Source organism: Kitasatospora sp. NPDC056184 (genome assembly GCF_042268405.1).
Lineage (GTDB): Bacteria > Actinomycetota > Actinomycetes > Streptomycetales > Streptomycetaceae > Kitasatospora.
Window position 1 is genome coordinate 62,320 of record NZ_JBHJUI010000008.1, and the last position, 11,075, is coordinate 73,394.

Annotated in this window: 11 protein-coding genes and 2 tRNA genes; 5 read left to right on the forward strand and 8 right to left on the reverse strand. The window is 72.3% G+C overall.

Features of this window, described 5'->3' with window-relative positions:
- Positions 1 to 37 precede the first annotated feature (37 nt).
- The 5 genes from ACFC0B_RS17780 to ACFC0B_RS17800 all read right to left on the reverse strand — a co-directional run bounded on the left by ACFC0B_RS17780 (position 38) and on the right by ACFC0B_RS17800 (position 2,676).
- Positions 38 to 868 carry an ABC transporter permease gene (locus tag ACFC0B_RS17780; RefSeq protein ID WP_376086744.1) on the reverse strand — a complete coding sequence of 277 codons (831 nt, stop codon included), beginning with the start codon at positions 866 to 868 and terminating at the stop codon, positions 38 to 40.
- Positions 865 to 1,869, reverse strand: a complete 1,005-nt coding sequence (locus ACFC0B_RS17785) for an ATP-binding cassette domain-containing protein (protein ID WP_376086745.1) — start codon at positions 1,867 to 1,869, stop codon at positions 865 to 867. Before ACFC0B_RS17785 ends, ACFC0B_RS17780 begins: the two co-directional genes overlap by 4 nt.
- 169 nt (positions 1,870 to 2,038) lie before the next feature.
- Positions 2,039 to 2,114 (reverse strand) — tRNA-Gly (locus tag ACFC0B_RS17790).
- Positions 2,115 to 2,154: 40 nt separating this feature from the next.
- Positions 2,155 to 2,227: transfer RNA gene (locus ACFC0B_RS17795), tRNA-Gly, on the reverse strand.
- A 131-nt stretch (positions 2,228 to 2,358) separates the two neighbouring features.
- A complete protein-coding gene (locus ACFC0B_RS17800) occupies positions 2,359 to 2,676 on the reverse strand; it encodes an Lsr2 family protein (protein ID WP_030304494.1) in 318 nt (105 codons plus the stop codon).
- A gap of 468 nt (positions 2,677 to 3,144) precedes the next feature.
- Here ACFC0B_RS17800 and purS point away from each other — a divergent pair, with 468 nt between their 5' ends.
- The 4 genes from purS to ACFC0B_RS17820 all read left to right on the forward strand — a co-directional run bounded on the left by purS (position 3,145) and on the right by ACFC0B_RS17820 (position 7,211).
- Positions 3,145 to 3,399, forward strand: coding sequence for a phosphoribosylformylglycinamidine synthase subunit PurS (purS, locus tag ACFC0B_RS17805; RefSeq protein WP_376086746.1), 255 nt, complete (start codon positions 3,145 to 3,147; stop codon positions 3,397 to 3,399).
- Positions 3,396 to 4,073 (forward strand): phosphoribosylformylglycinamidine synthase subunit PurQ, encoded by a 678-nt coding sequence (purQ, locus tag ACFC0B_RS17810; protein WP_376086747.1) that lies wholly within the window; start codon positions 3,396 to 3,398, stop codon positions 4,071 to 4,073. The genes purS and purQ overlap by 4 nt, the downstream gene beginning before the upstream one ends.
- On the forward strand, positions 4,073 to 6,328 hold the full coding sequence (purL, locus tag ACFC0B_RS17815; RefSeq protein WP_376086748.1) for a phosphoribosylformylglycinamidine synthase subunit PurL: 2,256 nt from the start codon (positions 4,073 to 4,075) through the stop codon (positions 6,326 to 6,328). Before purQ ends, purL begins: the two co-directional genes overlap by 1 nt.
- Positions 6,329 to 6,398: 70 nt before the next feature.
- The gene (locus ACFC0B_RS17820; protein WP_376086749.1) at positions 6,399 to 7,211 is read left to right on the forward strand and encodes a sterol carrier family protein; all 813 of its coding nucleotides are present in this window, start codon (positions 6,399 to 6,401) and stop codon (positions 7,209 to 7,211) included.
- A gap of 51 nt (positions 7,212 to 7,262) precedes the next feature.
- Here the strand turns inward: ACFC0B_RS17820 and ACFC0B_RS17825 are convergent, their stop codons facing one another.
- The 3 genes from ACFC0B_RS17825 to fbaA all read right to left on the reverse strand — a co-directional run bounded on the left by ACFC0B_RS17825 (position 7,263) and on the right by fbaA (position 9,922).
- Positions 7,263 to 8,057, reverse strand: coding sequence for a DUF3152 domain-containing protein (locus ACFC0B_RS17825; protein WP_376086750.1), 795 nt, complete (start codon positions 8,055 to 8,057; stop codon positions 7,263 to 7,265).
- Between the two features lie 371 nt (positions 8,058 to 8,428).
- Positions 8,429 to 8,842 (reverse strand): DUF3151 domain-containing protein, encoded by a 414-nt coding sequence (locus ACFC0B_RS17830; protein WP_376086751.1) that lies wholly within the window; start codon positions 8,840 to 8,842, stop codon positions 8,429 to 8,431.
- A 57-nt stretch (positions 8,843 to 8,899) separates the two neighbouring features.
- Complete coding sequence (gene fbaA / locus ACFC0B_RS17835; protein ID WP_376086752.1) at positions 8,900 to 9,922, reverse strand: class II fructose-bisphosphate aldolase; 1,023 nt, start codon at positions 9,920 to 9,922, stop codon at positions 8,900 to 8,902.
- Positions 9,923 to 10,275: 353 nt separating this feature from the next.
- On the opposite strand from fbaA, the gene ACFC0B_RS17840 reads away from it, so the two are divergent.
- Positions 10,276 to 10,998, forward strand: a complete 723-nt coding sequence (locus ACFC0B_RS17840) for a DedA family protein (RefSeq protein ID WP_376086753.1) — start codon at positions 10,276 to 10,278, stop codon at positions 10,996 to 10,998.
- Positions 10,999 to 11,075 lie beyond the last annotated feature (77 nt).

The following is an 11,075-nucleotide window of genomic DNA, read 5'->3' on the forward strand; positions in this document are numbered from 1 at the left end:
AACGGAGAGCGGACCTTCGCTTCGAGGAGCGTGCTGGTCAGCGGCGCGGCTCCCAGCGGAAGTAGCGGACGGCGGCCCAGACCGCGAGGGCGAGCCAGACGCCGCCGGTGACCAGGTGCGGGGCCGCGGTGGCCCAGGAGCCGGCGAAGCCGGTCGGGGCGGCGGAGCCGTCGGTGCCGAACCAGCCGACCCGGACCAGCTGGAACGCCGGGGTGGTGGGCAGCAGCCGGCAGATCTCGGCGAGCCGGTCCGGCATGACCTCCAGCGGGATGAACAGGCCGGAGCCGAACTGCGTGAGCAGCAGGACCGGCATGGTGGTGATGCCGGCGCTCTCCACGGTGCGGGTGAAGGCGCTGGAGACGGCGGCCAGCGCCATCAGGGTCGCGAGAACCAGGGCCAGGCCGACGACCAGCAGCACCGGGTTGACCGGGGCGGTCAGGTCCAGGGCGGAGGCCCCGACGACACCGATCACGGCGCACATCAGCAGGGCCAGGCCGACCGAGGGGACGGCGGTGCCGGCCAGGATCTCCAGGTCCCGGGCCTCGCCGGTGCGCAGCCGCTTGAGCACCAGCTCGCCGCGGCGGGCCACGTAGGCGGCGGTGAGGTTGTAGTAGACGACGAAGGCCAGCACCATCCCGACCGCGCCGTTGACCAGCAGTGCGTCGACGTCCAGCCCGGGGTTGGTCTCGGACTGCTGGGCGAGCACGTTCTGCAGTCCGAAGACCAGGATCAGCGGCAGCAGCACGGCGGTGAACAGGGCGGTCCGGTTGCGCAGCAGCAGGATGCCCTCGGCCCGGCCGAGGGCGAGCAGCCGGCGGACGGAGGTGCTCTTCGGCCCGGTGGCGGTGGTGGTGACGGTGGTGGTCATCGGGCGAGTCCGATCAGCTTGCGGCGGGCGGGGGGAGCGGCGGGGGAGTCGGCCGGGGGCTGGTGGGCGGCCTCGGCGGCGATGGCCAGGAAGGCCTGCTCCAGCGAGGCGCTGCGGGCGTCGAGGGCGCCGAGGGCGATGCCGTGGTGGTCGGCCCAGCCGAGCAGGTCGGTCAGCGTGGTCTGGAGGTGCGGGGTCCGGACGGTGACCTTGCGGCCGTCGGCGGTGACGGTGGCGCCGGTCAGCGGCGGGATCGAGGCGCCGGAGAACCGCGGGAGTTCGAAGGTGATCCGGGACGGCTGCCCGGCGATCACCTCGGCCACCGTGCCGGCGGCGACGATCCGGCCGCCGTGCATGATCGCCAGCCGGTCGGCGAGCTCCTCGGCCTCCTCCAGGTAGTGCGTGGTGAGCAGCACCGTGGTGCCCTGGGCGCGCAGCTCGCGGACCAGCCGCCAGACGGCGGCGCGGGCCTCCGGGTCGAGGCCGGTGCTCGGCTCGTCCAGGAACAGCACCTCGGGCCGGCCGAGCAGGGCCATCGCCAGGTCGAGGCGGCGGCGCTCGCCGCCGGAGAGCTGCTTGACCCGGACGTCGCGGCGGTGGCCGAGGCCGACCAGCTCCAGCGCCTCGTCCAGCGGGCGGGCGTGGCTGGTGGCGCCGGCCCAGGCCCGGCCGGTCTCGGCGACGGTGAGGTCGCCGGGGAAGCCGCCCTCCTGGAGCATGATGCCGATCCGGGGCCGGACGGCGGCGCGCTCGCGGTACGGGTCGCGGCCGAGCACCCGGATCCGGCCCTCGGTCGGGGCGGCGAGGCCCTCGATGAGTTCCATGGTGGAGGTCTTGCCGGCCCCGTTGGTGCCCAGCAGCGCGAAGAGCTCGCCGCGGCCGACGGTCAGGTCCACGCCGCGGACGGCGTGGTAACTGCTGCTGCCGGCGCCGTAGTGGCGGTGGAGGTCGGTGACCTCGATCACGTGGTCGCCGGGGCGGTGGGGCTGGCTCGTTTCCATGTCTCAAGCCTCCCGTCGGCCGGGGGCCGGGGGCAGTGCGCGCCTTCACGGGAACCCGGTGCGGATCCACGGGTCCGCACTGACAAATGTCATGGGTGCCGGGAGCCGGAAACGGTCCGGGAAGGCGGAAACGCCGAAGGGCCCTCTCGATCGAGAGGGCCCTTCGTACTGGAGCGGACGACGAGATTCGAACTCGCGACCCTCACCTTGGCAAGGTGATGCTCTACCAACTGAGCCACGTCCGCAGGATGGAACTATGTAATTGTGCTGTGCTCGCGCACTGCGAGCGGACGACGAGATTCGAACTCGCGACCCTCACCTTGGCAAGGTGATGCTCTACCAACTGAGCCACGTCCGCACGGTGCCTGGTGGGGCACCGGCCGCCTCTTCGGATCTCTCCGTTGCGGCGACGAGGAATACTCTACAGCATCCGAAGGGGTGGTCGTCCCGCCCGTCGGACGAGGGCGGGACGACCGGTGCCCGCGGGCTTCAGTTCGCCTCGGCGAACGCCTCGTACACGTGCTTGGGGATCCGGCCGCGGGCCGGCAGCTCCATGCCGCGGGACTGGGCCCAGGCGCGCACGGCGGCCGGGTCCGGGGTGAGGGCGGTACGGCGGAAGGACTTCCCGGTACGGCTCTGGCGGCGGCCGGCGGCGACGAACGGAGCGAGGGCCTCCCGCAGCTTTTCCGCGTTGTCCACGGACAAATCGATCTCGTACGACTTCCCGTCCACGCCGAAGTGGACGGTTTCCGCGGCGGCGCCGCCGTCCAGGTCGTCGGAGAGCGTGACAACTACACGCTGAGCCATGGGCGTCAATCCTCTCGGGCAATTCGGCCGACAAGGGTGCGGGTGCGCCCCCGGGCCTGATGTGCACCTATCGCGCACGTGCATACGGGCAGGCCGGATGGCCGTGCCGGATACGCAGCACTCGCCGCGGCAGGTGGCCCTATTCTGCACCCGAAGCGGGGAGAAATCGAAGAGTCCGGCTTTCTTTTCCGGATATTCACGTGTCTTCGCCGGGACGTCGGATACCCGGTGCACTCGGCTGGCCGATCTGTCCGGAGTGCCGGTATTCGGGTGCTCTTCGGCCGTTCCCGCGGTGGCCGCGGAATCCGGCGAAAAGGGGCGTACGGCGGGGGGTCGGGGGCGGGTGGAGGCCTTGCGGCGTAAGGGGCGTGGGTCTACGCGCGTCACTACGCCCGGCCAGCAATCCCACCCGAAACCCCCGGTAGTCTGGAGTTCCCCCGCCTCACGAAGACACCACCGGGAGTGCCAGTGGCACGCGTCGTAGTCGACGTCATGCTCAAGCCGGAGATCCTCGACCCCCAGGGACAGGCGGTGCAGCGTGCACTGCCCCGTCTCGGATTCACCGGGATCTCCGACGTCCGCCAGGGCAAGCGTTTCGAGCTGGAGCTGGAGGGCCCGGTCGACGACGCCGCGCTCGCCCGTATCCGCGAAGCCGCCGAGACCTTTCTCGCCAACACCGTGATCGAGGACTTCACGGTCCGCGTCGAGGAGGAGGGCAAGTGACCACCCGCGTCGGCGTCGTCACTTTCCCCGGCTCCCTCGACGACCGCGACGCCCAGCGCGCGGTCCGCCTCGCCGGCGCCGAGCCGGTCGCCCTCTGGCACCGTGACAAGGATCTCCACCAGGTCGACGCGGTCGTCCTGCCGGGCGGATTCAGTTACGGCGACTATCTGCGCTGCGGCGCGATCTCCCGCTTCTCGCCGGTGATGGACACCGTCATCGAGCAGGCCAGGGCGGGAATGCCGGTTCTCGGTATCTGCAACGGCTTCCAGGTGCTGTGCGAATCGCACCTGCTGCCCGGCGCGCTCACCCGCAACGACTCGCTGCACTTCATCTGCCGCGACCAGAAGCTGCGGATCGAGAACAACGGCACCGCCTGGACCCGCGATTACGCGGTCGGCCAGGAAATCGTCGTGCCGCTGAAGAACGGCGAGGGCCGCTTCGTCGCCGAGGAGCGCGTCCTGGACGAGCTGGAGGCCGAGGGCCGGGTGGTCGCCCGTTACCTCGACGTCAACCCCAACGGTTCGTACCGCGACATCGCCGGCATCACCAACGCCGCCGGGAATGTCGTCGGTCTGATGCCGCACCCCGAGCACGCCGTGGAGCCGCTCACCGGTCCCACCACCGAGGGCCTGGGCTTCTTCACTTCCGTCCTGAAGCAGCTGGTGAACGCCTGATGAGCCTCGACACCGTCAAGAACGCCGAGCAGACCCCGGACGCCGCCCAGCCGTGGGCCGAACTCGGCCTCAAGCAGGACGAGTACGCGCGCATCCGGGAGATCCTCGGCCGCCGCCCGACCGGCGCGGAACTCGCGATGTACTCGGTCATGTGGTCCGAGCACTGTTCGTACAAGAGCTCCAAGGTCCACCTGAAGCAGTTCGGCGAGAAGAAGCCCGAGACGGACGCGATGCTCGTCGGCATCGGCGAGAACGCCGGTGTGGTCGACGTCGGCCAGGGCTACGCGGTCACCTTCAAGGTCGAGTCGCACAACCACCCGTCGTACATCGAGCCCTACCAGGGCGCGGCCACCGGCATCGGCGGCATCGTCCGCGACATCCTGGCGATGGGCGCCCGCCCGGTCGCCGTGATGGACCCGCTGCGGTTCGGCGCGGCCGACCACCCGGACACCCGGCGCGTGCTGCCCGGGATCGTCGCGGGCATCGGCGGCTACGGCAACTGCCTGGGCCTGCCGAACATCGGCGGCGAGGTCGTCTTCGACTCCTGCTACCAGGGCAACCCGCTGGTCAACGCGCTGTGCGTGGGTGTCATGAAGCACGAGGACATCCACCTCGCGCAGGCCTCCGGCGCCGGCAACAAGGTCATCCTGTACGGAGCCCGTACCGGCGGCGACGGCATCGGCGGCGTCTCGGTGCTCGCCTCCGAGACCTTCGACGACAGCAAGCCGGCCAAGCGCCCGGCCGTGCAGGTCGGCGACCCGTTCCAGGAGAAGCTCCTCATCGAGTGCACCCTGGAGATCTTCCGCGAGAAGCTCGTCAAGGGCATCCAGGACCTCGGCGGCGCCGGTCTGTCCTGCGCCACCTCCGAGCTGGCCTCGGCCGGCTCCGGCGGCATGCGGATCGACCTCGACACCGTGCACCTGCGCGACCACACGCTCTCGCCCGAGGAGATCCTCATGAGCGAGTCGCAGGAGCGCATGTGCGCCATCGTCGAGCCCGAGAAGGTCGCCCGCTTCCTGGAGATCTGCGAGAAGTGGGACGTCATCGCCAACGTCATCGGTGAGGTCACCGACGGCGAGCGGCTGGAGATCTTCTGGCACGGCGACCTCGTCGTGGACGTGCCGCCGCGCACCGTCGCCCACGAGGGTCCGACCTACCAGCGCCCGTTCGCCCGCCCGAGCTGGCAGGACGCGCTGCAGGCCGACGCCCCGACGGCCGAGCGGCTGGCCCGCCCGACCACCGGCGAGGGCCTCAAGGCCGACCTGCTGAAGGTCGCCTCGCACCCGAACCAGGCCTCCAAGTCCTGGATCACCGACCAGTACGACCGGTACGTGCTCGGCAACACCGTGCTCTCGCACGGCGAGGACTCGGGCATGATCCGGATCGACGACGAGACCAACCTCGGCGTCTCGGTCGCCACCGACGGCAACGGCCGCTTCACCAAGCTGGACCCGTACACCGGCGCCCAGCTGGCCCTCGCCGAGGCGTACCGCAACGTCGCGGCCGGCGGTGCCAAGCCGCTCGCCGTCTCCGACTGCCTCAACTTCGGCTCCCCCGAGGACCCGGACGTGATGTGGCAGTTCGCCGAGGCCACCCGCGGTCTGGCCGACGCCTGCCTGACCCTGGGCACCCCGGTGACCGGCGGCAACGTCTCGCTGTACAACCAGACCGGCGAGGTCGCCATCCACCCGACCCCCGTGGTCGCGGTGCTCGGCGTCATCGACGACGTCACCCGCCGCACCCCGGTGGCCTTCGCCGAGGAGGGGCAGCTGCTCTACCTGCTCGGCGACACCGCGGACGAGCTGGGCGGCTCGGCCTGGTCGCAGGCGGTCCACGAGCACCTGGGCGGCCTGCCGCCCAAGGTCGACCTGGAGCGCGAGCGGCTGCTCGGCGAGATCCTGATCTCCGGTTCGCGCGACGGCATGATCGACGCCGCGCACGACCTGTCCGACGGCGGCCTGGGCCAGGCCCTGGTGGAGAGCTGCCTCAAGGGCGGCCGCGGCGCCCGGATCGTCGTGCCCGAGGGTCTGGACCCGTTCGTGTTCCTGTTCTCCGAGTCGGCCGGCCGCGCCGTGGTGGCCGTGCCGCGCAGCGAGGAGCTCCGGTTCAACGACATGTGCACCGCGCGGGGCCTGCCGGCCACCCGGATCGGTGTGGTCGACGGCGACACCCTGGACGTCCAGGGCCAGTTCACCGTCCCGCTGGCGGAGCTGAAGGACGCCCACACCGGCGTCATCGAGGCCCTGCTCGGCTGACGCCCGGCGTGTCTCCCCGGGGGCGGACGGTTCTGCGGAACCGCCCGCCCCCGGGCGTATGTTGGGGGCCATGCCTGCCAAGTCCCGTACCTACCGGCCCGCCAAGGTGCGCGCCGCGCTGGTCGCCCAGAGCGAGGCCCTGCGCGCGGCCGTCCACCGGCTGACCGCCGCCGACCTGGACCGGCCGACCCGGCTGGGGGAGTGGCGGGTGCGTGAGCTGCTCGCGCACCTCGCCGTCCAGATCGAGTGGGTGCCCGCGCACCTCGACGACCCGTTGGAGGGCCGGCCACCGCTGGACCTGGCGCGGTGGGCGGTCCGGGTCGGCACGGTCGCCCCGCTGCTCGACGAGCAGGCCAGGGCGAGGGCGGCGGATGAGTTCGCGGGTGACCCGGCCTCGGTGGCGGCGGCCTTCGACCGGGCGGTGGAGGCGCTGCTGGGCGCCCTGGAGCGGCCCGAGGCGGCCGACCCGGCCCGGCGGTTCGAGATCCGGCTCGGCTCGATGGCGCTCGCCGACTTCCTGGTGACCCGGCTGGTCGAGACGGTGGTGCACGCCGACGACCTGGCCGCCGCGCTCGGCGCCGCGCCCTTCCCGCACGACCGGCAGGCGGTGGCCGCCGTCACCCGGCTGCTCGCCGACGCCTTCGCCGAGCGGACGCCCGGCGGCGCGGTCGAGCTGCGGGTGCCGCCGTACGCGGTGGTGCAGGCCGTCGAGGGGCCCCGGCACACCCGGGGCACCCCGCCGAACGTGGTCGAGACCGACCCGCTGACCTGGATCCGGCTGGCCACCGGCCGCACCGTCTGGGCGGACGCGGTGGAGGCCGCCGCGCTGTCCGCCAGCGGCGAGCGCAGCGATCTGCGGGCGTACCTCCCGCTGCTCGGCTGAGCACGTCCCGGGGCCGCGGCCGGGCTCGACCCGGTGCTCGCGCGGGCCGGTTCAGGGGACCGGCGGGCCGCTCAGGTAGCCGCCGTCGGTGCCGTACGGCCAGGCGTTGGGCTTGCAGCCCTTGAGCCCGTAGATCTGCTGCATCATCGCCGGCGCGGGCTTGCCGGGGCCGGGGCAGCCCTCGTGGCCGTGGCCGATCCGGTGGCCGACCTCGTGGTTGACCACCAGGGCCCGGTACTCGTCGATCGGGCCGTCGAACTGGGGTGAGCCGGTGGTCCAGCGCTTGACGTTGACCAGCACCTGGCTGCCGACGTTGCAGTTCACCTCGCCGTGGGTGTCGAGTCCGGCGGCGCCGCAGAGCCGGTCCACGGTGGCGGGGGAAGCGATCTTCACGGTGAAGTCGTAGCCGCCGGCGGCGACCAGCTGGAAGCCGTTCTTCCGGTCGTTGGTCCAGCCGCGCCTGTCGCCCAGGATGCCCTGGATCTGTGCGGCGGAGGCGGCCGGGTCGATGCCGATGCCGTCCTCGACCTCGACCCGGTAGCGGCGGATCCGGCCCTGGCCGACCGGCTCGGTGGTGCCCTGGGCGACGGTGAAGGTGCCGGTGCCCTTGGCGGGGGTGCTCTCCGGCGTGCTCGGCCGCATGGTGGGCGTGGGAGTGGGCGTGGGTGTGGGCGTGGGCGTGGGGGACGGCGGTGCCGGGGCGGCGGACGGCGGCGGCGTGCCGCCCTCGGGCGGGGCGACCCGGGCCTGGGCGGTCCGGTCGGCGCCGGGCAGCGCGTCGGGGCTGTTCAGGACGAAGAGCGTGCCGCCGAGGATCGCCACCGCGGTGACCAGGGCGGCGAGCATGCCCGGCCCGAGCCGGCGGCGCGGCGGGCGCCGGCGGGAGGCCGGTCCGGTGCGCGCGCGGGTGCCGGGTCGCCCGGGGGCCCGGCGGCCCGCCGCGGCCGTCGCACGGCGCGCGGGGCGGGGCCCGGGACGCGCGGTGCTGCGGGGACGGCGGGCGGGGCTGGGTTCGGGCACGTTCGGGCTCTCTGTCGACCGGGTGGGGTCGCGAGCCCTCGAACTGACGTGCGCGCCCCCCTCGCGGGCCCACCCTGGCACGGTGAACCGCTGAATGTCCACGGATCCGGTGGGCACGGAACGGGCGAAAAGCCCTCCCCGCCGCCCGTGCGGGCAGCGGGGAGGGCGGGTGGTCCCGGGTCACCGGGGTCCGGGTGTCAGCCCAGGGTGGCGGCGGCGGTCGGCGAGCTGTCCCGCAGGAACTGCGTGCAGCGCTCCGCCTCCTCCTTCTCCTCGATCGCGGCGGCGGCCCGGCCGAGCGCGTGCAGCGCCCGCAGGAAGCCGCGGTTCGGCTCGTGCTCCCACGGCACCGGCCCGTGGCCCTTCCAGCCGCTGCGCCGCAGCGCGTCCAGCCCGCGGTGGTAGCCGGTGCGCGCGTAGGCGTAGGACTCCACGACCCGGCCGGCCGCGTAGGCGTCGTCGGCGAGCTGGGCCCAGGCCAACGAGGAGGTCGGGAACTTCGCCGCGACCTCGGCCGGCGAGGCGCCGCCGGCCAGCAGCTCCAGCGGAGCGGGCTCGGCGGGCAGGTGCGTCGGGGGCGGGCCCCCGAGGAGGTTCTCGTGAATGGTCATGCCCCCCAGTGAACCACCGGGGGGCACGGACGCAGGACCTCGTTCGGGGCGAGCGCCCTACTTCAGGCGGTTGCCGGCCGAGCGGAGCTGCTGGGCGGCCTCGCGCACGCGGGCGGCCATGCCGGCCTCGGCCAGCTTGCCCCAGGTGCGCGGGTCGTAGGTGTTCTTCTTGCCGACCTCGCCGTCGACCTTCAGCACGCCGTCGTAGTTGGCGAACATGTGGCCGGCGACCGGGCGGGTGAAGGCGTACTGGGTGTCGGTGTCCAGGTTCATCTTCACGACGCCGTTCTCCAGCGCGGTGGCGATCTCCTCGGTGGTGGAGCCGGAGCCGCCGTGGAAGACGAAGTCGAACGGGTCGGTCTTGCCGTACTGCTTGCCGATCGCGTCCTGCAGCTCGCGCAGCAGCTCCGGCTTCAGCACGACGTTGCCCGGCTTGTAGACGCCGTGCACGTTGCCGAAGGAGGCGGCGAGCAGGTAGCGGCCCTTCTCGCCCAGGCCCAGCGCCTCCGCGGTGCGGACGGCGTCGTTGACGGTGGTGTACAGCTCGTCGTTGATCTCGTGGGTGACGCCGTCCTCCTCGCCGCCGGTCGGGGTGATCTCGACCTCAAGGATGATCTTGGCGGCGGCGGCCTGGGCGAGCAGCTCCTGGGCGATGGCCAGGTTGTCGCTCAGGGTCTCGGCGGAGCCGTCCCACATGTGCGACTGGAAGAGCGGGTTCTGGCCCTTGGCCACGCGCTCGGCGGAGACCGCCAGCAGCGGGCGGACGTAGCCGTCCAGCTTGTCCTTGGGGCAGTGGTCGGTGTGCAGCGCGACGGTGATGTCGTACTTGGCGGCGACGATGTGCGCGAACTCGGCGAGCGCGACGGCGCCGGTCACCATGTCCTTGTTGTGCTGGCCGCCCAGGAACTCCGCGCCGCCGGTCGAGATCTGGATGATGCCGTCACTCTCGGCCTCGGCGAAGCCGCGGAGCGCCGCGTGCAGGGTCTGCGACGAGGTCACGTTGATCGCCGGGTAGGCGAACTTGCCCGCCTTGGCCCGGTCCAGCATCTCGTTGTAGACCTCGGGAGTTGCGATGGGCATGCGAATCCGCTCCTGTCGGGTTGCGGCGTACGGACGGTGCTGTCCGACGCTGTGTACGCCTTGTGACGACTCCGGGGTACCGGGGCCGGTGCGCGGCTCTGCGGTGCGGCGGACCGGTACCAAGGTTCGAGGCAGCGGCCGCGGTGCGGCGATGAGGGTGTTCGCCACTGCGGGGCCGGACGCCGGTGCCATCTTCCCAGAATGCCCGTCGGCTCCACCATGCGGCCCGCCTGTCGGGACGGCCGGCCCGCGGTGCTCCCGGCGGGCTGCGGCGGGGTGCGACGAAAGGACGAGGGCGCGCTCGACCCCGGGGGCGAAGCCCTGGTAAAGGCGGGACCGCTATCCTGCGCCGTGTGGACTACAACCAGCTGGCCGTCAATCTGCTCGACGCCAAATCACTGATCTCGTCCCTCGGTGCCATCGGGCTGATCGCGATCATCTTCGCGGAGACCGGCCTCCTGGTCGGGTTCTTCTTCCCGGGTGACTCGCTGCTCATCATCGCGGGTGTGGCCTCCTCCAGCGCCGCCTCGTCGGTGCTCGGCGACGGCGCGCGGCTGCCGCTCGCGACCCTGCTGATCGGGGCCCCGATCGCGGCGATCGCCGGCGCCCAGCTCGGGCACCAGATCGGGGTCAAGGTCGGACCGAAGATGTTCGACAAGCCCGAATCCAAGATCTTCAAGCGCGAGTACGTGTTGAAGGCCGAGGAGTACTTCAACCGCTTCGGCCCCGGCAAGGCCGTCGTGCTCGCCCGCTTCATGCCGATCGTCCGGACCTTCCTGAACCCGGTCGCGGGCACCCTGGAGATGCCGGCCAAGACCTTCTTCCTCTGGAACGTGGTCGGCGGCGTCCTGTGGACCGAGTCGATGCTGCTGATCGGCTACTTCTTCGGCGACGCGCTCGCCCCGGTGATCGACAAGTACCTGATCCCGGCGGTGCTGCTGATCGTGCTGCTCTCGATCTCGCCGATGATCGTCGAGGTGCTGCGCGAGCGGAAGAAGAGGAAGGCCGGCGGCGCGCAGTCCGCCGAGGCCGGCGAGGCCGTCCAGACCGGCGGTGGCCGCCACCGGCGCGACTGAGCGCCTCTCCGTGGTCGAGGAACGGCCGGGGCCGGTGTGTTTCACGTGAAACACACCCGCCCCCGCCGGTAGCCGGT

Excerpts from the sequence above, each read along its gene's own strand:
- ACFC0B_RS17780 (WP_376086744.1), bottom strand. The coding sequence starts at position 868 with ATGACCACCACCGTCACCACCACCGCCACCGGGCCGAAGAGCACCTCC.
- ACFC0B_RS17785 (WP_376086745.1), bottom strand. The coding sequence starts at position 1,869 with ATGGAAACGAGCCAGCCCCACCGCCCCGGCGACCACGTGATCGAGGTC.
- ACFC0B_RS17800 (WP_030304494.1), bottom strand. The coding sequence starts at position 2,676 with ATGGCTCAGCGTGTAGTTGTCACGCTCTCCGACGACCTGGACGGCGGC.
- purL (WP_376086748.1), top strand. The coding sequence starts at position 4,073 with ATGAGCCTCGACACCGTCAAGAACGCCGAGCAGACCCCGGACGCCGCC.
- ACFC0B_RS17820 (WP_376086749.1), top strand. The coding sequence starts at position 6,399 with ATGCCTGCCAAGTCCCGTACCTACCGGCCCGCCAAGGTGCGCGCCGCG.
- ACFC0B_RS17825 (WP_376086750.1), bottom strand. The coding sequence starts at position 8,057 with ATGCTCGCCGCCCTGGTCACCGCGGTGGCGATCCTCGGCGGCACGCTC.
- ACFC0B_RS17830 (WP_376086751.1), bottom strand. The coding sequence starts at position 8,842 with ATGACCATTCACGAGAACCTCCTCGGGGGCCCGCCCCCGACGCACCTG.
- fbaA (WP_376086752.1), bottom strand. The coding sequence starts at position 9,922 with ATGCCCATCGCAACTCCCGAGGTCTACAACGAGATGCTGGACCGGGCC.